The sequence below is a fragment of the Pelagimonas phthalicica genome (assembly GCF_004364805.1).
Lineage (GTDB): Bacteria > Pseudomonadota > Alphaproteobacteria > Rhodobacterales > Rhodobacteraceae > Pelagimonas > Pelagimonas phthalicica.
This window is the reverse complement of the sequence record NZ_SOAP01000005.1, coordinates 71001-96176: the sequence shown is the minus strand read 5'-3', so window position 1 is coordinate 96176 and position 25176 is coordinate 71001. Positions and strand designations below refer to the sequence as shown.

The following is a 25176-nucleotide window of genomic DNA, read 5'->3' as shown; positions in this document are numbered from 1 at the left end:
CGTCATCTCGACATGCACAAAGCCAGTAGCGACTGCGTGATGGCAGAGGTCATTTGGGTATCTCCTTTTTGCTCACTGATGTGGATCGCACGGGGTCGGTCCGGCCGTGCCCTCCGCTTGCGCTTCGGCAAGCACAAATACGGCTTCCACGCCTTTGGCGCGGACCCTCCGCATTTGCGCTTGCGACCGGGCCTCTTGCCCCCGTGCTGTGAGATCCCCATCGCAAAAAGGAGAGACCCAAATGACCAGCCACTACGTCGCCACCGTCCCAGTCAAATTCACCGACAATGACGGCCAGGAACGCACCCGCTTCCAACGCGTGGGCGCCATGTTCCGCAACACCCGCAACGGGGACGGCTCGGAGTTCTTCAGCCTCAAGCTCGACTTCCCGGTCGCGGTTTCGGAGCTGGTGATGTTCCCGCCGAGTTCGAAGGAACCTCACGACTAAATCCTCTGACGAGGATGGGCCGCCATCAGGCGGCCCTTTCCCTGTTCCAGGGACGCCGTCACCGGCGGGGTTGATTGCCGGTGGCGACCCCCAGGTGTCGGTCGCTGCGCGCTCAAAGGTCGAACGCCGCCAAGATCAAAGGAATCGCGACAGAGCAGCCAGCCAGCCTCAAGGGGGCCATCCCCAAAAACCGCCAGGCCGGGCCTGGCGGTTTTTGCGGCAGAGATTTGGCCAAGCCAAATCTGGCCCTCCTTGACCCTGCCTGTCCGCCCTGTCGGTGGGGTTTGCGCCTGCCCGCGTTTCCGTCCGAACACATGCGTGTTCGGCCAGACCCTCGGGCGGGGCTGGAGAAGGGGACCCATTGGACAGGTGGGGTTCTTGATGGTGAGGGAGGCAGGGCCTCGCACCTTTGGTGCTCGGCGTGAAGCGGAATACAAGGCTGCCGAGACCAGAAGCAACGAAAGTATATTATTGACAGACTGGTATAGTATCGTATGGTGGGGCAGCCTTGTATGAAGTTGGCAGGATATGGCAAATGTATACACATTTTGTCCGAGGGGTCTGAAGATGCCGCGAGCGGCGAAAAACCTGAAGCTTGAGCAGCGGATAGAGATCGCGCGACGGTTCCAGACTGGGGAGTCGGCGCAGGAGTTGTCTGCGGAGTTTGGCGTGTCCGTGCGGCATGTGTCGCGGCTCGCGAAAGAGGAGATAGGTGAGGGTGTCGCAGTCCGCGATCCGTCTGAAGTGGTCACCTTCCGGGCGTCTCAATCCGAGCTTTCTGCCTTCGATGCGGAGTGGCAGGTGCGTGGCTTTGCCAACCGTAGTCAGGCTCTGAAAGCGGTGGTGCGCGCCCGCTGCGGGTTCATGGATGTGACGGCAGATCGGCTCGACGGGTTTGTCGAGACCTGGCGCCAATCACGGGAATTGACCGATGCCGGGATGGCCCTGGCCAAGGCGGTGCGTCGGGGACGGATGGTGCTTACAGACGAGGATCGGGCGCTGGTTTCCGAGCTTGTCGAACTGGCACAGAAGACGACTCGCGAGCTTGGTGCGATGAAGGATCTGGCGCAGGTGCAGCGCGGCGCAGGGATGCCGGATATCGTTGAGGAAGACGCGAAGGGGTTTTCCGCAGTGGGTGCCTCCAATGGCTGATCCGCTCTCCCTCTACACCTCGGTCATGGGTCGCCTCTGGGAAGACGAGCGTATCCGAGGCAAGGCCCAGGCCCGGATTGATGCGCGGCTTGCAGGACGCCGGCAGGGGCGCAGCTATGCGCGGGTAGGGCGGCTCTCGGTGCGCAACATCGCCAAGGCCGCCTCGGGTCAAAGCCGAGCGGCGGTGTTCAAGCGGATCAGGGCGGGGGGGTGCAAAACACGCGCCTCTCTCGGCAACCAGCTCTCCTATATCAACGACAAGGCGGTCTTCACCTATTCGACGATGACCAACCCGTTAAGTGAGGCGGCGGTCCTGACGGGGGATCAGAAGGATGAAATCATCGAGGCCTGGTCCGATACCTGGCGGGGCACCACCAAGCTTGGCTTCACCTCGCACATGCTTCTGTCCTTCCCGACAGATGTCAGCACCGACAAGGTCCGCGACATCGCGCTCGACTGGGCGGAACATTTCTTCGAGAGCGGTGAATATGGCGATCAGTGGGATTACGTGCTGGCGGTCCATGACGACCGCGCGCACCGGCATGCGCATATCGTTCTGAACAATCGTGGTCGGGAGCAGGGGACCTGGTTCTCCTGCTGGGCTGAGGGGGTAATGTCGCCCCAGCTCATGCGCGAGAAGCAGGCGGAGATCGCAGAGGGCTATGGCGTGATGCTGGATGCCACCACCCGTCTCGAGCGCGGCATCTTCGCCAAGGCCCCCGGCATCGAAGAGATTTACCGGGCCAAGGAAGAGGCGCGTCTGCCGCGCGAAATCGCGATGACGCCCGAGGAGTCCGCCATCGCCCAGGCCCAGGTTGTCGGTTTTGCCAAGGACTATGTGAAGCTGGCCGACCTAATGGATCGCATGGATCAGCGTCACCTGGCTCGCGCCGTGCGGGCCATGGCCAAGGGTCTTGGGTCAAACACCGTTCACCAGTTCACCGCAGGAGAGATTGACATGAAGGACATCCAGACCGTCGGGGATGCGATCGAGTATTCCGAGCGCACCATTGAGGCCCTGCGGCTCAAAGCCGAGGAACTGGACGGTGAGGCCCGCGCCAGTTTCGAGGTCAAGGCTGCCCCGATCATCCGTGACTTGTCGCAGATGGTGCCTGACCCTGACCTGCGGGCGCGCTTCGGCCGTGACCTGGCCGAGCCCTATCCGCCGGGGGCAGGGGACGTGCGTCTGATGGAAGCGCTGCAATCCGGGCGGGATGAAGCTCTGGAGAACATTCTGTCGGATGCGCGGGAAGCCGGGATCGACGGTGATGATCTCACAGCCCGCATCGTCTCGGGCGGCACCACGAACTACGGGCTGGCCCAGGACTGGGTTGAGCGCGACATGGGGGCGGTGTTGGCCAGGGACGGCCTCACGGTTGAGACCGCCAATGATGACCAACTCGATGGCGCGCTCGAGAAGGTTGACGGCGTGATGGACCGCCTCATGGAGCGCGCGCGGGAACTGGGTGTGCCCGTTGGCGCAGGGCTGAATGCTGAAGATGGACAAGACCTCTCACTGGTTGACGATGCCGACAGGGGACCGAACGCCTATCTGCAGGAACTGGCGGATATGCTGAAAGAGGGTACGCTTTCTGAGGAACAGGAAGAAGTGGTTGAACGCACCTTGCAAGCCGAGCTCTTCAAGGAACTCGGAGAGGAAGGGGTGGCCGAGCTACGGCGCGGCAACTACGCGGTGCTGGAAGAGGCGCTGCCCGGCAAGATCGACCAGATCACGGTCACGCAGGAGTTCCTCGAGATGACCCATGAGGAAACCGGCGATCAGGTCTTCACCGACCGCGCCGCCGCCCTGCAACAGGACAAGGTGACGGAGGTGGCGCGGCAGATGGATGCCGAGCAGACCCGAAGCCGGGACCTCGGACGTGATCTCGACGACGACCTGTCCTTCTGATCGGAGCATCCCTCATGAAACCCATTCCTCTCTGGGCCGCGGTGCCCTTCGGTCTGATCTGTGGCACTTTGCTGGGCACCATCGTCGCCAGCTTCTACCTGGCGCTGGCCTTGCGCACCGGCTTTGGCCAGTTTGATATGTTCGCCGTCTGGCGTGCTGGTTCAGGATTGCGCCTCGCGCACCCGGAAGCCTTCAAGGTGGCGTTCGGTGCAGTCGGGTTCGGGGCGCTTGGGTTAGCGGTTCTCGCCGCCGCCTGGACCTGGAAACGGGAGCAGGATGATTACGGCTCGGCTCATTGGCAGATCAAGGCCGAGCTTCGCAAAAACGGCATGCTGCAAGGTCCGGGCAAGGGTTTTGTCTGCGGCAAACTCGGCAAGCCCAAATCCAAATCCGAGTTCATCTCCTCCACCGAAATCCCCCATGTGATGATGGTGGCGCCGACCCGGGCCGGTAAGGGCGTGGGCTTCGTGATCCCGAACCTGCTGTCTTTCGCGGGCTCCGTCGTGGTGCTCGACGTCAAGGGCGAGAACTTCGACAAGACTTCGCGACTCCGGGCTCTCAATGGCGACGAGGTGTTCCGGTTCAGCCCGTTCGACTGGGCCAACAGCACCCATTGTTACAACCCGCTAGCCCGTATCGCAGCCTATCCCAGCTTCGCTCAACAGTTCACGGAAGTGTCGATCCTGGCTGATCTGTTCCTCGACAAGGACAACAAGACCCTCGACACCTTCTCCGAGGCCGGCAAATCGATTTTCGTCGCGGCCTGCCTACTCGCGATCCAGCGCGGCACGCCGACCCTGGGTGAGGTCAACAAGATCGTCTCGGCAGGGGACTACAAAAACGCCCAGTACAGCGCCTACGCCGAGGAAGCGAATGAAGAGGTCGTCCGCGAGCTCTGGACCAATGCAGCCAGCGCCTCTTCACGGCTTCTGACCTCGAATATCCAGGCCCTGATGACGGCGGGCCTCAAACAATGGGACAACCCGGCAGTGCGATCGGCCACCGAGGCGAGCGACTTTGACTTCGGTCAGTTCCGGCGCAAACCGCATTCGCTTTACATCGTGGTTTCCGAGGATCATATCGCGACGCTGGCGCCGCTTCTGCGGCTCATGTTCGCCGATCTCATCGCCAGCCTGCGCCTGAATGAGCCGGGCCCTGACGAGCCCTGGCCGGTCATGATGATGATCGATGAATTCCAGCAGATGGGGGCGATGCCCTATCTCGAGAGGGCGATCCATTCGCTGGCGAGCTACGGTGGGCGCGTGGCGATGATCGCGCAGTCCCTGGCCGCACTGGATCGCATCTATGGGTCCGAGGGCCGTGAGAGCCTCGAGAACGGGGCAGGGCTTAAACTCTACATCACGCCGCGGGATCAACGGACCGTCCGGGAGGTGTCGGCGGCGGTTGGTAGCACGACGCGGGAGGCCGTGACGCGCATGTATGGGCGCAACAAGGGTATCCTGGGGGCAACCTCGACCAGCGCTCGGCTGGAGGAACGACCACTGCTTTCGGAGACCGAGGCACGGCTACTGGATCCCGACGAGGTCATCATCCTTGCCTCGCCACAGCATCCGATCAAGGCGCAACGGATCAAGTACTATGATGATCCGATGTTCAAGGGAATGGTCGAACAACAGGAGGTCAGGGACTACCCATACCCGCCGAGCGTGGAAGGGGTGGGGCCTTGGGTTGATGGTGGTGATGACGTTGATACCGACGAGGAACAGGAGGCTGCCAGCACATTGAGGTCGCGGCGGCGGCAAGCGCGGGCTATGCGGGCGGTGGCGGCGAAACCCGATGCTGATAATTTCCGACCGGAGGAGATGGACCGGGACGATGGGGTGCCGACGGAGTGGGAGCGCGTGCTGGACCGGCAGGAGAGTTTCATCGAAGAGCTTTTGGGAGAATGACGACCCTTGTGACTTCATGAAGGCTGGAAGTAGACTTGACCGGGACAAATTCTTTGCTAAATCCGCGTGCCGATCCTAAGGCAGGCATCAAGGATTACTTCATCCGGCACGGCTTTGGTGACCTGCAGTTTGGAGGCGGTGCCGACTGATTCCAGCCCTTTGAAAAAACCAAGGGAGCGAATTCCGGCCGACTATCGCAAAAAAAGGCGCCACGAAATCCTCGCAGCGCCCTTGGGTTGGTGATACGAGCTTTTCCGGCTAGAAAGCGCCGGCTTCACTCCGGAACATGATCTCGTCCGCCCATGGCTTCGGGGCTTCATCCGCTACGTCGTCCGACCGGTCTCCTGACTTGCCGAACAGCCACTCAAAGAGCAGCCACAGCAGCCAGGCCAGAAGGCGACGGACAAGAGTGGAAGCCAAGAAGGCTGGCGGTTCATGTGTGTCGAAGGTGCTCATTGGGTGACTCCTTTCGTGAGCAGTTGCGTTAAGCCGTTGACTCACGTTTCCTGCGCAGCTAGGTGTCTCTAGCGTTGCCGGAGCAGCTTGTCTTTGGCGCTTCAACAACTCCATGGTAAGCGGGTTTCGGCAGCGCACGCAAAATATGGCAAGATGCGTGCAGCCTTCGCACTTGCAGAAAAATCTCCTAAAATCATAGCCGTATTCGGAACAAGACCTCGGACAATTCATACATTGAGTTGAATTTGTCCGGGAACTTGAGTTAACGTCCTAAAATATCCGAAAAGTTTGTCTTGTGGATAGTATGTGGATAAGTGCGAGGGCTAATGGGTCGAGGAAAGAAACTTGACGATGAACAGCTGGCCTTGAGGGCAAAGGTAGCCGAATTCTTAAGGCGACTTCAGAGTGATTTGGGCCTGGCAGGGCTGACAAAAAGAGTGTTTGGGCCGCTTTTGGACGAGATGAACCGTGGACTGACTCCTTCCGACGAGAAATTCAAGGACACTCACCTGCGAGCCCTGCAGCAAACCAATCCAAAATGCGGTCAAGACGTCTTCGAAGCGTTTGTGATGGCGGTCCCTGCCGTCCACCCGTGGCGGCAAAACACGGGCGTGGCCAACCTCTACAAGAAGATATTTGGGCTTGAGATGCAGGATCTAAGCCCTGACCGAGCAGTATTCAATTTTCAACGTGCGGATCGAAATCCCTTGGGAGCGACATCTGAGATTTTTGGCGACTACCTTCTATATCGGGCTGAGGCATTGGAAAGGGGACACAGAACACCCCGGGTTTCGCGATCTTTCCTTCGCTTCTATGTTCACAAAAACGGGTACCTTAGGTCGATGGGGCTATGGTTGGATGCGCAGAACCGTTTTTTGTCTTCAAAGGGATGGGTCGTGCAACAGAAAGACAACTACTTGGTCATTGGCCATGTGGTTGACCGTGCGCCTGCATCTCTCGAAAAAATGCGGAAAGGTATGGGCGCAGTCATGATGTCAGTTCGGTTTCGCGAGGACCGATATATTGTCAGACGTCCTGAAGACGGAATCCAGCGGCTACAGATCGCACCGATGCTCCACTTTCGTTCTACAGACTCGGGAGAAGCTTCGTTTTCCAAAGGGGTTCTAATTCGTCTCAGAGGCGTAGAACACCTTGGTGGCGACGCCGGCGTCGACAAGCTGGAACGCTACAAGCGCATCAAAGATCTTCAGGAGGCACTGGAAAGCCGGTTGGCAAAGACCATAACCATTGGCCAGGCCGCTAGAGAGTTGGCGCGTGGGTCAGGATTCAAAAGCACCCTTTTTTACGACAGAGCAGACCAATTTGGCATCCCAAGTGGGCTACTAGTGAATCGGCCAACTCATCGTCCACCGCATAAGGAGGGAGACGAATTCATGATTGGTGCGACGGAACACGAACTGGATGATAAGAACCGTACATTGACCCTAAGGGACGTTGAAGTGGACACGCCAGTTGCTCTCAACTTCGAGGATTTCAAGAATTGAGTGGCGAGATGTGTTAGTGGCAGTGAACTCACTCCAAGACCAGCAATTCCGCAATCCCCCGCCGTCCATCCGTCCGACCCAACTGCACGATCACATCAATCGACTTCCTGATATAGGTCTGCACTTCAGCAAAGGTCAGTGGCGTTCCGGCCTGCAAGACCATGATCGCCAGCCGATCAATCGCCAGTTCTGCCGTCTCTGCATGGATCGTCGATACCGATCCACCATGCCCCGTGTTGATCGCCTCGAGATAGGTGAGCGCTTCCGATCCTCGAAGTTCGCCGACAACGATCCGATCTGGTCGCATCCGCAGAGAAGCTTGCAGCAATGCACCGGCCGACCGCGGACTATCCTTGGCCCGATCCGCAAGAAGGCAAACCGAGTTCGGCTGATGAGGAAAGAGCTCGAACGCGTCTTCGATGGTGATAAGGCGCTCATTGTCTGGAACATGGGTCAGCAGATGGCGCGCGAATGTGGTCTTTCCCGTCGAGGTTCCACCGCTCACCAGGATGTTCAGGCGGTCCTCAACAAGTTGCCGCAATGCTTCGGTCAGATCGGTCTCTGCCTGTTTCGAAATCGCTTTCAGCTTCTCTGCCCGAATGTCGGTCAGAGAAACTGCCTTGCCTTGAAGGTAGGAGGGCTCATAGTTGCGAATGTCGGTTTGCCCAAACAGCCGGATGGTGATTGTAGCCCCTTGCTCAACGGCAGGCGAAACCACGACCTGCACCCGCAGTGGTCGCCCCCGGAACTCGACTTTGCCGGACACCAGCGGGTTTTTCTCGGAGACCTTGGCCTTTGCATCGCCAACCATGGTGGTGCCGAGGTTGATTGCATCAGCCGGATCCACTGCCTTGTCACCACATTCCATGGCAGTGGACCCACGTCGTTCGATCCACACCCGACCGTCCGGGTTGATGGCCAGCTCAATGACGTCGTCATCGGTCAGCCAGTGTTCGAAGGGTGCGAGGTAGCGCTCAAGGTAGGACGATGGGAGGGCTTCTGTATCCAATTCGGTGTTTCCGGTTTTGTAAGATCGGCTTTCGCTGCTTCTCGCCTTTGGCTCGAACGCGAAAGCCGATCCTTTTTGACTAGTGCGACCCGGAATCCCGGTAGATAACCACATCCCTGTCCACCAGCACGGTCACACCCGCGCCCTGATCCACATAGATCGTCGGCGACATCGAGACCTGATCGGCGATGACGGAACTGGTGGCGTCAGACAGGTCTGAGCCAATATCCGAAAGAACATCGGATGCGGTTTCGTCACTGACCCGATCTGCGGCTACGGAGGGGGCAGCCCCGATGATCGAGATCAGCGCGGCGCCACCAAAGCGTTCCAGGAATTTGGTGTCGACGAGGCCGGTCATGCCGGAGCGGCCAAGGCGGTCAGCGCCGACAGAGGCGATATTGATGGAGATTCCGTCGGGTGTGAGAATGCGAGTCCAGAGAATCAGGATTCGCTTCTGGCCGACTTCGATACCAGAGCGATACTGGCCGAAGAGACGCGATCCTCGTGGGATCAGGATCCGGTCTCCGGAAAAGGCCGGAACAGGTTCAGAGACGACTGCCACCACATTGCCTGGCAAGTCGCTGTTGATCGCGGTTTGCAGCGCTGCCTGGATCACCGAGCCTTGCGCGAGCGTGCGATCCGGGAACTCCATGCGCGCGGCCTCTTCGATCTCAAGAGGGCGGGCCGCGGTCTGCAAATAGGCCTCGTTCTCATTCAGGGGCGCGCTTGCGCCCGTGGTGCTGGCAGTTGTTGTGCCTGAAGCCGCATTCGCCTGACCATCCGAATACACGACTGCGGGCGACCGTATCTGGGCTGCCAGCAATTCTGAGGCTGCGCGCTCGGCTTCACGTCGGCGTTGCTCTTCTTCTTGCCGTCGACGTTCTTCCAACAGCCGTTGATCGGCAATCAGCGCACCCTGCTGAAGCTCGGCTTCCAGCGCCTCGCGTTGCGCGCGCTCGGCGTCGAGCAGGCTTTGAAGCCCGGAAAGCTTTGCATCACCTTCGCGCTCGAGTGCTGTCAATTCACGCTCCCGTTCCGCGATCTGTGCCTCCAGCGCCTTGGTCTGGGCATCAAAGGCTTCGCGCAGATCCCCAACAGCGGCCTGGATTTCCGCATTGCGTTCAGATTGGCTGGCGGCGAGGGCCTCGCGCAGACGTGCCAACTCGTCGAGAACTTCGCGACTTGGTTCCGGGGCAGGGGCAGCGGGTACCTCGAGGGCTTCCTCGACGGCAATGAGCGCATCATTGACGCGCCGATCTGTCTCATCAGGCGGAAACTCCAACCGCCCGCTTCCCGGACGCCCGTCCTGGAACGGGGTCACTTCGGAAGTTTCGAGCGGGGTGGGGCTGTCCTGTGTTGTGGTGGCAAGCCAATAGGCCACACCAGCACCACCAAGTCCTAGCGCAATGGCCAATGCTCCTACGCCGAGACCACCGGACCGGGGTTTCGTCTTGCCATCCTTGAACGTGTCGAGGCGCTTTTGCAGATCAGGATCGTCGGCCATGGTCAATTGCTCACGTAAATGGCGGATTGATCCCGCGCGATGCAGAGCGCCTCGTCATCGATTCGCAATGTCCAGAAATCGTTCACACCGAGCACCCGGACGGTATTGCCATCCTGCGTCCAGTTGACCGTGCGTTCGCGACCCTGGTCGTCGGCCTTGAAGATCGCGGGCTGTCGGGTGTTTTCCGGGAAGGTGAAATAGGTGTAGCGCCCATCGTCATAGACCGATGCCGGTCGAAAATCGCTTGCGCCAGAGACGAGATAGGCATAGTTGCGCGGTGCCTCGAAGCCCTTTGCCGTGCCGGGACGCGAACGGCGTGCCTCGTCGGGGTATTTGAACCGCACCTCGAAAAACATGCCTGTGCGGTTCGGTATCGACCCTTCGCGTAAATGGAAGGAATAGGCCCGCCGATTGGTGATCACCGTCATGTTGGTAGACGCCCTGGCCACATGTGGTTTGATCGTCAGCACATTGCCAAGCTCGGGGACCGGATCGACCTGAAAGCTTTCCGTGTCGCCCACAATGACGGCTTCAAACCGTTCTCCACGTCCGAAGTGGATTGTGGTCGAGTGGCGCAGGTCGGTTTCGATCCGGAAGACCTGGTTCACATTATATGTGGCGTAGCGGATGCGGACATCAAGCGGTCCACCCTGCGGTGTGGCCTCGGCGGATACCAGGGTGGGGAGGGATGCGGCGAGCAGGAGTGCTATAATGAGCTTCATGGGAAATCAATTCTCGAGGGTTTCAGCATCGACGCGGTAGGAGGTCACGACAAAGCCGAGCGGGTTGGCCCAGACATCCTGCAGGCGTTGGCGGGTTTCCGGGCGGAACTCATAGGCAAGGGTGGCGACGTAAGGTCGGGTCACGGTGCGGGTGTCGCGCTCCCGCCGGAGCGTGCGGGTAAAGCGGACCTGGGCAACGCCAGGTTCGATCTGGTTCACCGAGCGAATGACCACGTCGATCTTGGCTTCACGCCCATAGACCGCAATTGGGTAGTCCTCGTTGGTCGAGGACCAGAGATCGCGCAGGGTGCGGGCGGCGTCGTTGTCAGAGCGATCAAGCACCGAGTTGATGCGCTGCTCGCCATCGGTGAGGTCATAGGTTTCCCGATCATCGACGTAAGCGACCAGATTGGCCTGGATGATGGCATCGCTTTCATCGAGGGTGAGGGCGGCGACCTGCGAGACGCGGTCCATCTCACCGGTTTCCTTGTCGACCACGACCACAAATGTCTCGATGGTTTTGAGGGGGAAGAGAGAAACCGCGCCGAGAAATCCGGCCAGCCCGACGATAATGCCCGCAGCGGCCACAAAATATGCAAACCGTTCTCGCCGTCGCGGCCCATAGATGAAATCCGCCTCGAAGGCGTCACGTGCTTTGCTCATGATGTGTCAGGGTGTCTGGTTGGGATTGCGAAAGGATTTGGCGCTGGCAAGGAGTGCGCCGGGTGTTTGGCGGATGGCCTGACCGGTTTTGATAACCCCGTCACTGGTGGCGTGGCGCAACTCATGGGGTGTTTTCCCGGTGGCCACGCGCGCAGCTCCACCGGTTCCATATGCACCCGCGTTGACGACGCCTTGCCGTGCCAGTCCTGTCAGACCAATGGCATTGGAGGCGATGCCGACCACACCGGTCAGGTTTGAGGCGATGTAGGGCACCGAAGCCATGATGCCAGCGCTCAGGATCAGGATGACGAGGAAGGGCAGGATCAGGCTGATTGTCGCGACATTGTCCGGATCGGCCGATGAGGCTCCGATGCTCTCGGCAATAGCGACGATGATCCCGGCTGCCCCCGCAGCGGCCACGGGCATGAGCGCGTAGCCAATCGTGGCGCGGGACCAGGCCTCGAAGAGCGATTGGGTGGGTTTGAAGAGTGAAGCCAGGATCATGAAGGGCGCGATGACGATCATCAGGGTGAAGACGATCTTGGCAAAGGCGATGATCCCGGCGGTGACAGCGGCGAAGATCGCCGAGAGCACGAAGAAGATCGCGCCGAGGACCGCACCGAATACCCAGCCCGCATTGTCGCCGATCGCATCACCATAGGCGGTGATACGGTTCACCATGGAATCGAGGCTTTCGTAGACTCCGGCTTCGTCACCGCTGTCGGTGAGATCGAGAATAGCCGCACCCAAACTATCCGGGACCGACGTGGCGATATTGTAGATGACGGCAAAGTTGTCCCAGCTCTGCGCAAATATCGACACCAATGCGAGCTTGATGCCAAATGCAAAGCTGCTCCCGAATGTCATTGGGCGTAGTTGCATGACCACATTGATGCCGAGCAAGATCAGAAGAACGACGGCACCGGCCGAGATCACGTCTCCGACTACGCCCGCGCCATCGGCAAAGCCTGACTCGGCCACACTGTCGACGGCGTCATCGACTTGGGAAAGGATATCGCGGATGATCCCCACGTCAGTCGACCTTGCAGGCCGCAGTTCGCTCGGCTTCCAGGCTGTCGGCCAGCAGACGCAATTCTGAGGTATCGAAGGGACGGAGAGGATCGTTTCTGGTCACGAACTCTTCTCCCTTTAACACCACTTGGTCCCAGGTGATGTCGTTGATTACGCAGTCGCAACTGCCAGTTTCCTGCCAAAGGCGCACGGCAAGAATACGCAGGATCGCGCGATAACCGTTGCGAATATAGGCGGTCTTGGCGAGATCACGCGGTGGTCGCGGCACAATACAGGCTTGGGCTGTTTCCTCATGTTGCGCCATGGTTTCGAACCCGCCGGAGGTCTGGGCGGCGAGTGGCGTAGAAAGGACCAATAGACACCCAATGGCGGCGATGGCGTTTCGCCCGTTTGGGACGGTCCACCCTCCAACGGCGTCCCGTGCGCTGGTGGCGCACCGATCGACGTGGGCGTTCCACCCGCTGACGGCGTCCCGTCTCATTCTGGGACCTCCATGGAACGGAATTTGCGCTCGGCGGCGAGGGTGGCGGCATCGACCACGCCGAGTTGGCCCGCGCTCACGCCTTGCGCGGCTTCAAGGCGCCAGATCTGGGTCATGATGATCCCCAGTTCTGCCGTGACACGGGTGTTGAGATCGACCGCAGCCCGCAACCCGTCCTGATCGTTAATCAGCCCAACCATGGTTTCAATACGCTCCAGACTGGCGCCGGCTTCTTCATGGCTTTCCTGGGCGGCGACCGACAGCATCGCGCTGGCCCCGGCGGAGGTGGCGAGGCGCGTGTCTGCGGGCTCAGATGATGATGACAGAGTGGCGAGGCTTTCCGATGTCAGGCCTGAGCCGCGCAGAACGGATTCAACCTGCCGCGAGAGATCGGCGCCATCGACAAAGCCGGACAGGAAATCCCCTTCCGCAAGGGATTGCAGCGTGGTCATGGGGGCAATGAGTTTACCCTTGAGGCGTTCGAACTCCTCGATGGTGGCAAAGAGCTCTCCGACACCGGAGCCTTCGATCAGGGAGCGGAGCTGGGCCTCGAGGTTCAGAAGCTGGGAGAGTTGGGTTTCCAGCTCCTGCCGCATGGTGGCCAGCTGCTCGAGCTGGACATTCAGATCCTCGGCCATGTGTTCGATCTGCAGGACCAGTTGGCGCAGCTGCTGTCCGTCGAACGTTGGGACACCTTGAGCGTTGGCCGGGGTAACGAGGCCTGAAATAATGACTGAAGATGCGGAGAGGGCAAGCGCCGAGCTCGCACTCAATAGAAATCGTTTCATTCAGAAACCTCCATGGCCATAAATTTTCGTTCCTCCAACCGGTCCACCATCAGGTGCTGGGTGTGCGCCGCTTCTCGGGTCTGGTTCGCTGCCATCAGGCGCATGCGGAGAGAGAGGATGCGGGCGATTTCGGCCCGCGCGTAGGTGTTGAGCTCCATCGCCGCCTTGACATTGGGCTGCGCATCGATCTGGCGAATGATCGCAGCGAGACGGTTGACGACCTGCTCGGTCGTCGCATGCGCATCGGCGGCGTAGTAAAGGCTGGCATCCGAGATGTTCGAATATTCGGCCAGCGCCATGTCGGTCGGGGTCAATGTGCCAAGCGCATCGGCGCCACCAATCACGGCGAGATATTCATTGTAGGACTTCGAGATATTGCGGACGTAGCCCTGGGTTTCCTTGAAGGGCGGTACGCCGCCAAATTCGATGACGCGTCCGGGTCCGGCATTGTAGGCGGCGAGCGCATTCGGGATGGTTCCGAAGCGGTTCAGCTGGGTGGTGATATAGCGTGCCCCGCCACGCAGATTGTCCATCACGTCATAGCGGTCGACGCCCATATCCGAGGCAGTTCCGGGCATGAGCTGGGTGAGGCCGTAGGCACCAACCGGGCTTTGCGCGGTGACGCTGAACCGGCTTTCCTGCTTGATCAGCGCCTGAAACAGGCAACGCCACTGAGTTGGCGACAATCCGGCTCGGGCCACCCCCGGCGCGCCAGCGAACTCGCCGGCGACACGCACGATCATCATCTCGATGGTCTCACGTCCCTCGCCAAAGAGGCGGGCATCCATCGGGTGATTGCTGACGGCGGGATAGATTTCTGCGGCGGGAAAGCTGCCGCCGGTTTCCAGACTGGCGATATTGAAACCGGTGCCTGTCATGGCGGCGGTCATCTCTTCGAGCACGCGCAGCTGATCTGCCTGAACCTCGGCCAGTTGGTCCTGGGTTGAAGTTGTCTCGCGCTGGACCGACATGTCCTCGCCGAGACCGCCCAGGATCGCCACAAGCCGGCCAATTCCGGAGTTGTCCTGGGTCGGAACGCCCTGGGCCAGTCCAACCGAGGGAGCCCAGCATAGGCCCGCACATATGAGGAATACGCGATGCATCAGCTGCCGTTCACTGGCTCGAAGTTGCAATCCTTGGTGGGGTCGGGTGGTTTTGCCGAGAATGAAAGTGAGAGCGGCGTCATCACATTGCGCGATACAACGGGTTCACCGTTCTTACTGAAACACGGTGAGGTTTTCTCGGTGTAGCGCTCACAGGCGGCAACGCTGAGAAAGGCCATCAGTAACAAAGTTACTCGCATTTTGTTCTCCAGAAGTAAGGGGTGTTGCGCCAATCGGACCCGACATGTGTCTCACCAGTGCGCCCGCCCCCGAGGATTGGGAGGAGATCCCCGAGGGCAGACAGGTCGGTGTCGACAAAGAGGCTGTCGCCCGCCGATCTGATCAGTGCGATCCGCTGGCCCGCGGTTGGTTGGGTGAGCAAGGCGGCTTCCTTTTCCGAGACGCGCAGGAAGTCGTAATCGGCCGGTGTGGCGCGATCATTGGGAAAGAGGATCTGGGTCGGGACGGTTTCAACGATGGTTTTGCCCACCCGGGCCTCGCGCAGTTGGCTCGGGTATTGCGTCATCATGATCACGACGCAGTTCATCTTCCTGAGCGTGACCAGCCAGTTTTCCAGCCGCGCCCCGAAATAGGCGTCATCAAGCAGCTTCCAGGCCTCATCGAGCACGATGATGGTGGGGCGGCGGTCCTCGACCACCCGTTCGATCTGGCGGAAAATATAAGAGAGCACCGCCATGCGTTCGGTGGCCATGTCGAGGATTTCTGTCATGTCGAAGCCGACGATGTCACCGTCCAGCGCCAGCGCGGTTTCGCCTCCGCTCCCGGTGGTGCTGCCAGCAAAGACCCAACCATAGCGCCCGCCAGGTCCCCATTCACCCACGCGGGATTGCAACTCACCGCCATCGTCGAGCGAGCGGAACAACGTCTCGAAGCTCTCGAAACTCTGCAACGAAGCTCCGGCTTCCGCATTCTGGCGCACCGCGTTCTGGATATAGCGGGATTGTTCACCAGACAGGGTGCCGTGGGTGGAGAGCAGTGTCCCGAGCCAGTCGGACAGCCAGGCACGTCCACGCTCGTCCGTTTCGGTAGTAAGGGGGTTGAGACCCGTGGGCACACCGGCGCGGACCTCGTGGTATTTGCCGCCCAAGGCGCGCACGGCCATCTCAAGCCCGCGGTCCTTGTCGAAGAAGAACAGCCGCGTGCCGACGCGCTGAGACTGGGCGGCCAGAAAGGCTGTGGTCAGGGTCTTGCCCGAGCCTGTCCGGCCCAGAACCAGCGTGTGCCCGACCGTCGGTTCCTTCGTGATTTCACCCGCTTCATGAAAATTGAACCTGTACCCGGACGTACCGACGCTTGGCAGTACGGTCACGGGGTCTCCCCAAGGGCTGTCCTCGCTACCACGTCCTTCGACCGAGCCATGCAGGGCGGCAAAATCCGCGAAGTTGACCGACGAAATCGGTGTGCGTCGTGCCCGGTAGCCGAAGTTCCCCGGATGCTGCGCAAAGTATGTGGCTTTCAGCGCCATATTCTCACGCACGATCACCGCCATGATCTCCTGTCCCGCGCGTTTGATCTGAGCAGCCGCGCGTTCGAGCATCTCACGGCTCTCGGCATAGACGGCGACCGAGAGATGGTGATTGCCGAAAGCAATACGCCCCGCTTCCTGATCATCAGCAGCGATGGCGAGTTGGTCGCGCAGCGAGACGGCGGCATCGTCCGAGGCATGCATCTGGCGAATGATCCGTTGGATGCGTTCGGCCATGATATTGGTCGGGATCGGGGTGAAGGAATTGGTGAGTACGACGTCGAGGGGCAGGTCGAGCCCATCGAGCAGGGTGACATCTGTCAGGGCCGGGTACGACTTGATGCTGAAGAGCGAGCCGTAGCGGTGGGCACCGGTCGTGGCGCAGTCGATGCGGACCGTGTCGCCTTCAAAGGTTGCGCGCACATCGCCCAGTTGATGCGACAAGGGCAGGGCGCTCTGACCAAACGCGACGGATGCAAAAGAGCCCGAATTCAGCGTGTTCAGGAACCCAAGCCATTCGCCACCTGACGTGGACAGCCGTTTGGGCCTGGCATTGGCCAGGGCCACTTCGAAGAACCCAACGACCTCGTTCAATTCCTGCGCCCGCGCTTCACGGTCCTTGACCCAACCTTTGCGGGCGAGGCCGCGCAGGAGGGGCAGGCGAGAGGTCAGGTCCGGGCGGCGCAGGATGGTGAGATAGAGTTGCTTTTTTCTAGGCTTAAGGCTTTGGACGTGCTTCTGCCAACGGCGGTCGATCTCCGCTGAAAAGCTATTCCCTTTGATGGGGCGTAAGCGCAGATGTTGCGGCACTGAGATCCGATGAATGTAGAACCCGTAGAGGTCACCGGTCTGGGCGACAATGGCGGCGACCGCCCGTCGCAGAGCATCGAGTTCCGCGTCGGGCGTGGTCATCGGATTGAGGCCCTCAAGGCGTAGTGTCGCCATCAGATCGCCGTTGCGCGTGATCAGCACGTCATCGGCCACGCGCGAGAAATACGGCAGGTGTTCTGCCAGAAAGCTCTCCCGCGAAAACGCCTCTCCGTCTGCTGCCAGCAGGGCCGGGGAGACGGATGTCGATCCATCAGGCGCCAAAACTGTCACCCCCATGCAGTGCCCGGTTTTTTGTGGACCGCACCGCGCCATAAGAAACCCGCAGCACTTCGAAGAAATGCGGTTCCTTGTCGGCCACGAACCACAGCACCGGATAGGCGATGATCCCGATCAGGAAGAAGATCAGCGACTTGGTCCAGATGAAGGGCAGAACAACACCTGAGGCCAGCACAACGAGGTACCCCACAGGGAGGCCGAGATATTTCGGCGGGCGTGCGAGGCCTAAGAAAAGAGGGGATCGTTCCGACATCATGACAGTTCCGCAGAACAGCATTCTGCAGCTGGCCCGAACGCGTTGTGCTTCGCAAACGCTGCCTCGGTCCAGCCTTCGAATTCTCTTCTTTTGCTGAGCGGAACTGTCATTAAGTAAACCCATCGACGATGGTGCCGGCCGAGAAGATCAGCACGATGCCGATGATGACCGAGGCGAACCAACCCCAGTTGAGGCGGCCCATCATGCACATGAAGCCGGTGCCGATGACGGCCAGCGTGGCCACAGCAATACCGATCGGGCCTGTAAGCGCGGCCTCCACGGTTTCCAGCATGCTCTGAATGGGAGACAGATCTTGCGCGAGTGCCGGGTTGGCAATGAGCGCCATGGTTGCGGCTGTAGGCCATAAGTGTCGGAGACGAGGCTTGTTCATTTGGAATTCCTTTGGGGTTTATCAGTGTAGCGCGATCACGACCGGTGGGCGCGTCGTTCCACGGGTGGAGACGTGAACGATGGACTGCTCAGCAGGTTGTCCGGAAAGACGCGCGCGGATGCGGTGAATGCGCGCGATGTACGCCCGTGTCTCTGCGAAGGGCGGCACGCCGCCATACTCGCGCACGCGGTGCGGACCGGCGTTGTAGGCGGCCAGCGCCAGATCAATGTTCTGGAACGCGCCAAGTTGCGCCAGCAGGTACCGTGCGGCGCCTTCGAGGTTTTGGTGTGGGTCTGTTCTATCGACCCCCAGGCTTCGCGCCGTGGCGGGCATCAGCTGGCCAAGCCCGTAAGCGCCCTTTGGACTGATTGCCGTCGAATTGTAACTGCTTTCAGCCTCGATCAGGGCCTGGAAGAGGACATGCCACTTGGTGGCCGACAGTCCAACAAGTGCGATGCTGCGATTCTTGGCGTGTCGTTCCGAAGTCGCGCGAATGGCTGCGAGGATAGCTTGCTTTGGTACTTGAGCGGCGGTCTCGGCGCGTGCGACTGCAGGTTCCGCAGCGTCTCGCTCGTGAAAGTTCCAACCGGACGTCCTGACGCTTCCGTCAGTTCCGATCACCATCAGATCCGCCATCGCCGCCTTCGGCGTTGCGGATATCGAGATCAATGCTGACAGGGTGGCCATCGCCAAAATTGACGTGGTGATTGACGAGCCCTGGCCAAAGCGCGAACTCGCGCACTTTGGGTCCGTGCTTCTGCACCTTTGCCGCGACCAGGATGAGTTCCTCATCCCCGACCGTGTAGATGCAATGGTAAAGCGGCTTGCCGTCACCTGTGCCTCTCACGAGCTCGTACCGACATGTGAACTCAACGTCCCTGGCGATCAGATCCTTCACTCCATCGAGCGTGATCAGGCTTAGGTGTTTTGCTATCGGCATGGTCTCTCCCCCTGAGAGACCTTCTACATGATGCAAATGACACGAAAACCACAGATAGAGTCAATATATATAAAACGTAGATAATAGAAAAAAGGTAGATTCCCGCCGAGAACCTGCTAAGTGAATGATAGATTGCAGAAATTATTGGAGACTCTCATGCGTCGGATACTGGCAAGCTTGATCACTGCGCTCACATTTGGGGCGTTTGGCACAAAACCTGCCCGTGCATACGACATGGATTGTGCAATCATGCTGTGTATGGCCGGTGGGTTTCCGTCGAGCGCCGTCTGCGCGGCCGCCTACGCGGAAATGATTCGCCGCATCACACCCTGGCCTGTCAGACCTCCCTTCGGGATCTGCACGTTTGCGGCGGTGCCGGTTGAACTCGGCGGGCCGGGCGGGGAAGGGGAGTTGGACATCTCCATCCCCGAATACGCGTGGCTGAGAAAAACGCGGGTTCTCTGGTTTTACGGAAGGTCCTATGAACCGCGAGACGATCCACGTCAGTGGGATTGGTACGTGCGATCCTGCGATCACGAAAACCGGAATTGCCGGTATCACGTGCGCGTCTACGGATCACACGCACCCTGGCCTGCGAGATTTGTCAGTGAAAACGGACAGTCGATATCGTTTCCGAGTAGCGGAGGTCATTACAGTTTCTCCCACCGCGCCGTGATGGTTGAGTTCGGCGACTATGAAGGCAATATGGATCACTCGGAGTGGTTCCGGTACTAAGTCTCGCCTGCTGAGTCCTTAGCGGAGCCGAGTTCCCGGATTTCGATCTGATCCTCGTTCACAACATCGGGATCGACAAACCACATCCTGTCGGTCCTGCCGGTATTCCATCGAAACTCCCGCCAGACCAGTTTCAAGCCAGCAGAAGTTTGCATGAAGCCTTCGGTTATAGGTTGTGCTTTGAGGCGAGGAGGGGGCATCGGGGTAATCTCCCGTGAAGAATTAACGGACTAATTGAGTGTTTGGATCAAATCTGGTGGCGATGTCAGTTGCGCGGAGCGACAAGCGCAGATGGATCGACTGAAAGGGCCTTGGCGATCTTCTCGAGGATGTCGACCGAAACGGCATATTTGGAGTTTTCGAGCTTGCCCATATAGCCACGGTTTACGCCTGCGCGCAGGGCGAGCTCTTCCTGGCTCAGCCCACGCACGCGGCGCAAATCCTGAGTATTGAGGGCTACTCGGTCGCGTAGGTTCATGACCGAACAACGGCCATGAAGCGCAGTATTTAGCCACGCGATATACTATACATTTTGGGGGAAGCGGTGTTATCTGGGCATCTGTGTTCGATGGCCCGCTTAGCAGTTGACTTCGCGTTTCTTCAACTTTTGGAAGCAACTTTGTATTCTCCACCGATTTCAGATCGCGGCATGTGAGGGACTCAAATTAAGCCTGCTGGCCAAAGGGTCGAACCGAAGAGACTTTTGAAGCACACTCTAGTTACCCAAATTCAGTGTCGGAGAGTTTTGGGTGCATTTCGACCAAACAATGATATGAGTTTTTTCTCAAAATCAAATCGGCCGACATTCGCGTTGGGAAGATATGGTGTTTTAGGTTTGGAAGGTTTACACGCGACCAAGTGTCCAATGCTTCCTGGTTCAGTCTTCCCGTGCACGAGTCTGTGCAGGAAGAACCATCTTCAGATCCGACCTCACCAGAGGTATTGCGACGCAGTTGAATAAACCGGGAAACATACCATCGCCGAATATCCTCTTCTTGGGCATCCAGATAGAATGAGTAATCCAAGGCATTGGCAAAACTTTGTGAGGCTCCCACCTCTTTCAGAGGTCTTGGATTCTGCAAGACGTTCACGCCTTCCAAAATCAGAATGTCAGGCATCATTGCATGACGTTGCAGCGGCAGGACGTCACGAATGACGTGCGAATATTCGGGAATCGATAGGGTGTGGCGACCATTCGCCAGCTGGTCCAAGAAAACCGCGACCTTTTTCTGGTCATAGCTTTCAGGGAAGCCTTTTCGCTCAAAGAGGCCTTGCCGTTGCAAATCATCGTTTTTCTTGAGAAAACCGTCCGTTGACACAATCTCGACCGAGGGATTTGGGGGCAACTTGGAAAGGCAGGCTTTCAGCTGCTCGGCAAATGTTGATTTTCCAACCGAGACCGATCCCGATACTCCCAAAATGAGTGGTTTCGGACTACTTTTGGTGTGCGAACCAACGTATCGATCAAGTTTCTTTTGAAATCCCGTGAAGACCAAGTGGGCTAACTGTGCAATGGAATCATGGATTTCGGGATATGGTGATGAATTGATACTTGATTTGGCATCTTGCTTTGGAAGATTGAATGCGTGCTGCCAGCTAGCTTCTCCTAAAACGGCTCGCCCTTGACCGTGTTCGGATAATGGGGCGAGTTGCGACAAATCGATTTCAAGCGCTCCAATGCGATGCAAGCCGGGCATTTCGGTGCGTTTCCTATCAGCGAACTCAAGATTTATTGTTGAATTAGAGGTCATGTGACTACCTGTTGGGAGCCAAAGTTCACATATTCGGATAATTCGGGCCGTCGCCGCCCTGCGGGGTGAGCCAGGTGATATTCTGGCTCGGGTCCTTGATATCGCAGGTCTTGCAGTGCACGCAGTTCTGGAAGTTCACCACGAACCGCGGCTCCTTGCCCTCTTCTTCAACAACCTCGTACACACCTGCCGGGCAGTAGCGCTGCGCCGGCTCAGCGTACTTGGGCAGGTTGACACTCACCGGAATGCTGTCGTCCTTCAGACGCAGGTGACACGGCTGGCTTTCCTCGTGGTTGGTCATCGCAAAGGACACGTTGGTCAACCGGTCAAAGCTGATTTTGCCGTCCGGTTTCGGATAGTCGATGACCTTATGCTTATCAGCCGCCTCGGTCGCCTCGGCATCGGTTTTGCCGTGGCTCATCGTGCCAAAGAGCGAGAAGCCAAGGAGGGTCTGGAACCACATGTCAAAGCCACCCAGGGCCAGCGACACCAACATGCCCCACTTGGACCACATCGGCTTGACATTGCGGACTTTCTTGAGGTCCTTGCCGATCTCGCCGGTGCGCACTTTGGTCTCGTAGTCGTTCAGCTCATCCGCCGAGCGGTCTTCGCCGATGGCAGCGTGAGCTGCCTCGGCCGCCGCCATGCCCGAGAGCATCGCGTTGTGATTGCCCTTGATGCGCGGCACGTTGACCATGCCGACCGAGCAGCCCAGCAGAGCCACGCCCGGTGCCACCATCTTGGGCATCGACTGATATCCGCCTTCCGAGATTGCACGCGCGCCGTAAGCCACACGTTTGCCGCCCTCCAAAAGCTCAGCAATCATCGGGTGATGCTTGAAGCGCTGGAATTCCATGTAGGGGAACATGTGCGGGTTCTTGTAGTTCAGGTGCACCACGAAACCGACATAGACCTGGTTGTTGTCCAGGTGATAGACGAACGAGCCACCCCCGGCGTTGCCGCCCAGCGGCCAACCCATGGTGTGGGTGACGGTGCCTTCCTTGTGTTTGGCCGGGACGATCTCCCAGATTTCTTTCATGCCGACGCCGAATTTCTGCGGCTCTTTCCCGGCTTGCAGATTGTATTTGCCGATGATCTCTTTCGCGAGCGATCCGCGCACACCTTCCGAGATGAACACGTATTTGCCGTGCAGCTCCATCCCCGGCTCTGTGCCTTCACCGATCGATCCGTCGGGCTCGAGCCCGAACACACCGGCAACCACGCCTTTGACTTCGCCATTGTCGCCGTAAACCAGTTCCGAACAGGCCATGCCCGGGAAGATTTCCACACCCAGACCTTCGGCTTGCTCGGCCATCCAACGGCAGACGTTGCCCATCGACACGATGTAGTTGCCGTGGTTGTTCATCAGCGGCGGCATCGGGAAGTTGGGGATACGGATCTCGCCCGCCTCACCCAGCATGTAGAAATTGTCTTCCTTCACAGGCGTGTTCAGCGGCGCGCCCTTTTCCTTCCAGTCCGGAATCAGCTTATCCAGACCGCATGGGTCCAGCACCGCGCCGGACAGGACATGCGCCCCGACTTCCGAACCTTTTTCCAGCACCACGACGTCCAGATCGGCGTCGAGTTGCTTCAGGCGGATCGCCGCAGACAGGCCCGCGGGGCCTGCACCTACGATGACGACGTCATACTCCATCGCTTCGCGTTCGATCTCGGCCATCATGGCTTCCTTCTTACTTAGGTGGGGCTTTCACAAACTCTGTGTGTTCAGAACGTTAGGTCAGGCTTGGTAGCCAGAGCACGATCCAAGGGAACATCACAAGGCCTGCGATTGTTAGTGCGTCTGCGACGAAGAACGGCGTCACACCACGGAACACATCTTGTACGGAGATATCATCTCTGACACCTGCGACCACAAAGCAGTTCAATCCGATGGGAGGCGTGATGAGGCAGAACTCGGCCATCTTCACAACCAAAATACCGAACCAGATCGCACACATCGGGCCACTCATGCCAAAGGCACTGTCTGCGGCAGCCACTGTTTCGCCACCATTCAGCGCCATCACAGCAGGATAGACCACCGGCAAGGTTAACAAGAGCATGCCAATTGCGTCCATGAACATGCCAAGCACCGCATAGGCCAATAGGATCATGATCAGTGTCACCATTGGGTCTTGCTGCAAACCGGAAATCCAGTCCGAAAACGCGCCAGGAAGGTCCGCAAAGCCCAGGAAGCGCACGTAGATCAAAACGCCCCAAATGATGGTGAAGATCATCGCTGACAGTTTTGCCGTTTCCACAAGCGCGTCTTTCAGCTGACTCCAGCTCATTTTGCGGTAAAGCGCCATCAAGAAGACAACAAACGCACCCAGCGCGCCGCCCTCAGTTGGGGTACCCCAGGCTTTGTCGCCGATTGGGTTGTAGATGAAGAGAATGATAATACCGATCACAAAGAAAATCGGGAACGCAGCCGGCACGGCTTCAAAACGCTCGCGCCATGTAAAGCCTTTTACCGGTGGGCCAAAATTGCGGAAGGTCAAAGCCATGCCGACGATCAGCGCACCATAAACCACAGCCGAGAAAGCCCCCGGGATAAAGCCCGCCAAAAGCAGCTTACCAACGTCTTGTTCCACGATGATGGCATAGATCACCAAGATGGCCGATGGCGGGATCAAGCTTGCCAAGGTACCACCCGCAGCAACAACACCCGCCGCAAAGCGCTTGTCATAGCCCAGCTTCAGCATTTCAGGGATCGCGATACGCGCAAAAACCGCAGAGGTCGCAACCGATGCGCCAGACACCGCAGCAAAACCAGCTGTTGCAAAGACAGTCGAGACGGCCAAACCGCCTGGCAGCCAGCCAACCCAGCGTTTTGCCAATTCGAAAATCGCGCGGGTCAAGCCAGCGTAATAGGCCAAGTAGCCAATGAGGATGAAGGTCGGGATCAATGATAGAGCTTGGCTTGCAACTTTTGAGTGCGGCACCTGCCCCGCGGTCTTCAGAGAGATCGTAAGCGCTTTGCCAAACTGTTCAGGTGCATAGCCAAAGCGTGCCCAAAAAATCCAGATCAACCCGACCAGCCCTGCGAGGCCAGCCGCGAAAGCGACGCGCATCCCTGCAATAACAAGGAGCAACATTCCGGCGGATACCGCCAGTCCAATTTCAATCGGTTCCATAAGTAGTCTCACTACGTTTGGCTGCCAGAAACATGCTTCGCTTCTTCAGCGGCTTGTTCTGCAGCGCTTTGAACCAACGGTATTGCGATTGGTTCGCTTATGTTTAGGAAGAAGGCTTTGCCGTAAGCGTAGATTTGCAGGACCAGCCGCAAGGCAAGCACAGAAAAGGCCACTGGCGCCAAGAGTTTGGCAGGCCAAAGCGGCAGGGAAATATCGATGGAGCTGTCATTGCTCCACATTGGACGTGCGAAATCGAAACTTCTTTCGAAATGCGCCCATGACCCATAAATCAGCGCGATGACGAGGATGAAAATGGCAATCGTTGTCACCAATTCGAAAAGCCACAAAACCCGACCACGCAACCGGCCAACGAGAATGTCCATACGGATATGGCCACCGTCGCGCTGCGTGTATGAAATTGCCATGAAGGCAATCACTGGCATGATCTGCTCAATCCAATCGATATAGCCTGGAAGCGGTGCGTTAAAGAACATGCGCCCTGCCACGGAAACCGTTGCAAGAAGCATCAATGACAACGTCGCCAGACCGCAGACGATAGCCAACTGACGCTCAGTGAAATTGAGAGTTCGGTCTAACCGACTTAACAGTGAGTGATCTTCCAGAACAGAAGCTGAGCCTGCCATGAGAGTTTCCCCTTCATAAAAAAATTGCCAGCCCGTTAAAACGAGCTGGC

The 25176-nt window shown here is 58.6% G+C and carries 26 protein-coding genes; 6 read left to right on the top strand and 20 right to left on the bottom strand.

All coding sequences use genetic code 11. From position 1 onward, the window contains the following. The first annotated feature begins 241 nt into the window (after nt 1–241). From CLV87_RS22355 to CLV87_RS22340, 4 genes are all read left to right on the top strand, one after another. Complete coding sequence (locus CLV87_RS22355; RefSeq protein WP_099249433.1) at nt 242–448, top strand: hypothetical protein; 207 nt, start codon at nt 242–244, stop codon at nt 446–448. Between the two features lie 669 nt (nt 449–1117). Beyond that, on the top strand, nt 1118–1600 hold the full coding sequence (locus CLV87_RS22350) for a hypothetical protein (protein ID WP_235872033.1): 483 nt from the start codon (nt 1118–1120) through the stop codon (nt 1598–1600). Further along, complete coding sequence (locus tag CLV87_RS22345) at nt 1593–3509, top strand: relaxase/mobilization nuclease domain-containing protein (protein ID WP_099249436.1); 1917 nt, start codon at nt 1593–1595, stop codon at nt 3507–3509. The genes CLV87_RS22350 and CLV87_RS22345 overlap by 8 nt, the downstream gene beginning before the upstream one ends. 14 nt (nt 3510–3523) lie before the next feature. Further along, complete coding sequence (locus CLV87_RS22340; RefSeq protein WP_099249438.1) at nt 3524–5419, top strand: type IV secretory system conjugative DNA transfer family protein; 1896 nt, start codon at nt 3524–3526, stop codon at nt 5417–5419. Nucleotides 5420–5677: 258 nt separating this feature from the next. Here the strand turns inward: CLV87_RS22340 and CLV87_RS22335 are convergent, their stop codons facing one another. Beyond that, nucleotides 5678–5875, bottom strand: coding sequence for a hypothetical protein (locus CLV87_RS22335; RefSeq protein ID WP_133840883.1), 198 nt, complete (start codon nt 5873–5875; stop codon nt 5678–5680). A 326-nt stretch (nt 5876–6201) separates the two neighbouring features. Between CLV87_RS22335 and CLV87_RS22330 the strand changes: the two genes are divergently transcribed. After that, complete coding sequence (locus CLV87_RS22330) at nt 6202–7380, top strand: hypothetical protein (protein ID WP_099249441.1); 1179 nt, start codon at nt 6202–6204, stop codon at nt 7378–7380. 28 nt (nt 7381–7408) lie between these two features. Here CLV87_RS22330 and CLV87_RS22325 read toward each other — a convergent pair whose 3' ends face one another. From CLV87_RS22325 to CLV87_RS22260, 14 genes are all read right to left on the bottom strand, one after another. Continuing rightward, nucleotides 7409–8389, bottom strand: coding sequence for an ATPase, T2SS/T4P/T4SS family (locus CLV87_RS22325; protein ID WP_235872032.1), 981 nt, complete (start codon nt 8387–8389; stop codon nt 7409–7411). A gap of 79 nt (nt 8390–8468) precedes the next feature. Further along, nucleotides 8469–9893 (bottom strand): TrbI/VirB10 family protein, encoded by a 1425-nt coding sequence (locus tag CLV87_RS22320; protein WP_099249445.1) that lies wholly within the window; start codon nt 9891–9893, stop codon nt 8469–8471. Between the two features lie 2 nt (nt 9894–9895). Beyond that, entirely contained in the window at nt 9896–10615 is a 720-nt protein-coding gene (locus CLV87_RS22315) for a TrbG/VirB9 family P-type conjugative transfer protein (RefSeq protein WP_099249447.1), read from the bottom strand. A gap of 6 nt (nt 10616–10621) precedes the next feature. Beyond that, a complete protein-coding gene (locus tag CLV87_RS22310; RefSeq protein WP_099249448.1) occupies nt 10622–11278 on the bottom strand; it encodes a virB8 family protein in 657 nt (218 codons plus the stop codon). A 6-nt stretch (nt 11279–11284) separates the two neighbouring features. Continuing rightward, nucleotides 11285–12310 (bottom strand): type IV secretion system protein, encoded by a 1026-nt coding sequence (locus CLV87_RS22305; RefSeq protein ID WP_099249449.1) that lies wholly within the window; start codon nt 12308–12310, stop codon nt 11285–11287. Between the two features lies 1 nt (nt 12311). Next, complete coding sequence (locus tag CLV87_RS24225) at nt 12312–12791, bottom strand: hypothetical protein (RefSeq protein WP_235872031.1); 480 nt, start codon at nt 12789–12791, stop codon at nt 12312–12314. After that, nucleotides 12788–13579 (bottom strand): type IV secretion system protein, encoded by a 792-nt coding sequence (locus CLV87_RS22295; protein WP_099249453.1) that lies wholly within the window; start codon nt 13577–13579, stop codon nt 12788–12790. The genes CLV87_RS24225 and CLV87_RS22295 overlap by 4 nt, the downstream gene beginning before the upstream one ends. Beyond that, nucleotides 13576–14682, bottom strand: a complete 1107-nt coding sequence (locus CLV87_RS22290) for a lytic transglycosylase domain-containing protein (protein ID WP_099249455.1) — start codon at nt 14680–14682, stop codon at nt 13576–13578. Before CLV87_RS22290 ends, CLV87_RS22295 begins: the two co-directional genes overlap by 4 nt. Continuing rightward, nucleotides 14682–14882: a hypothetical protein gene (locus CLV87_RS22285; protein WP_133840882.1), complete on the bottom strand. Its 201-nt coding sequence runs from the start codon at nt 14880–14882 to the stop codon at nt 14682–14684. The genes CLV87_RS22290 and CLV87_RS22285 overlap by 1 nt, the downstream gene beginning before the upstream one ends. Further along, nucleotides 14873–17275, bottom strand: a complete 2403-nt coding sequence (locus CLV87_RS22280) for a VirB4 family type IV secretion/conjugal transfer ATPase (RefSeq protein ID WP_099249457.1) — start codon at nt 17273–17275, stop codon at nt 14873–14875. Before CLV87_RS22280 ends, CLV87_RS22285 begins: the two co-directional genes overlap by 10 nt. Beyond that, entirely contained in the window at nt 17250–17531 is a 282-nt protein-coding gene (locus CLV87_RS22275; protein WP_235872030.1) for a type IV secretion system protein VirB3, read from the bottom strand. The genes CLV87_RS22280 and CLV87_RS22275 overlap by 26 nt, the downstream gene beginning before the upstream one ends. A 109-nt stretch (nt 17532–17640) precedes the next feature. Then, nucleotides 17641–17922, bottom strand: coding sequence for a TrbC/VirB2 family protein (locus CLV87_RS22270; protein ID WP_099249459.1), 282 nt, complete (start codon nt 17920–17922; stop codon nt 17641–17643). 21 nt (nt 17923–17943) lie between these two features. Then, nucleotides 17944–18558: a lytic transglycosylase domain-containing protein gene (locus CLV87_RS22265; RefSeq protein ID WP_235872028.1), complete on the bottom strand. Its 615-nt coding sequence runs from the start codon at nt 18556–18558 to the stop codon at nt 17944–17946. After that, complete coding sequence (locus CLV87_RS22260) at nt 18530–18862, bottom strand: hypothetical protein (RefSeq protein ID WP_099249461.1); 333 nt, start codon at nt 18860–18862, stop codon at nt 18530–18532. The genes CLV87_RS22265 and CLV87_RS22260 overlap by 29 nt, the downstream gene beginning before the upstream one ends. A 156-nt stretch (nt 18863–19018) precedes the next feature. On the opposite strand from CLV87_RS22260, the gene CLV87_RS22255 reads away from it, so the two are divergent. Then, nucleotides 19019–19597 (top strand): hypothetical protein, encoded by a 579-nt coding sequence (locus tag CLV87_RS22255; RefSeq protein ID WP_099249463.1) that lies wholly within the window; start codon nt 19019–19021, stop codon nt 19595–19597. Nucleotides 19598–19862: 265 nt separating this feature from the next. On the opposite strand, the gene CLV87_RS22250 is transcribed toward CLV87_RS22255, so the two are convergent. The 5 genes from CLV87_RS22250 to CLV87_RS22230 all read right to left on the bottom strand — a co-directional run bounded on the left by CLV87_RS22250 (nt 19863) and on the right by CLV87_RS22230 (nt 25126). After that, nucleotides 19863–20075 (bottom strand): helix-turn-helix domain-containing protein, encoded by a 213-nt coding sequence (locus tag CLV87_RS22250; protein ID WP_099249467.1) that lies wholly within the window; start codon nt 20073–20075, stop codon nt 19863–19865. Between the two features lie 241 nt (nt 20076–20316). Further along, nucleotides 20317–21348: a type I pantothenate kinase gene (locus CLV87_RS22245; RefSeq protein WP_099249469.1), complete on the bottom strand. Its 1032-nt coding sequence runs from the start codon at nt 21346–21348 to the stop codon at nt 20317–20319. A gap of 25 nt (nt 21349–21373) precedes the next feature. Continuing rightward, on the bottom strand, nt 21374–23026 hold the full coding sequence (locus CLV87_RS22240; RefSeq protein WP_099249531.1) for an electron transfer flavoprotein-ubiquinone oxidoreductase: 1653 nt from the start codon (nt 23024–23026) through the stop codon (nt 21374–21376). A gap of 55 nt (nt 23027–23081) precedes the next feature. Continuing rightward, nucleotides 23082–24482 carry a TRAP transporter large permease gene (locus tag CLV87_RS22235; RefSeq protein WP_099249471.1) on the bottom strand — a complete coding sequence of 467 codons (1401 nt, stop codon included), beginning with the start codon at nt 24480–24482 and terminating at the stop codon, nt 23082–23084. Nucleotides 24483–24493: 11 nt separating this feature from the next. Continuing rightward, nucleotides 24494–25126 (bottom strand): TRAP transporter small permease subunit, encoded by a 633-nt coding sequence (locus CLV87_RS22230; RefSeq protein ID WP_099249473.1) that lies wholly within the window; start codon nt 25124–25126, stop codon nt 24494–24496. Between the last annotated feature and the right edge of the window lie 50 nt (nt 25127–25176).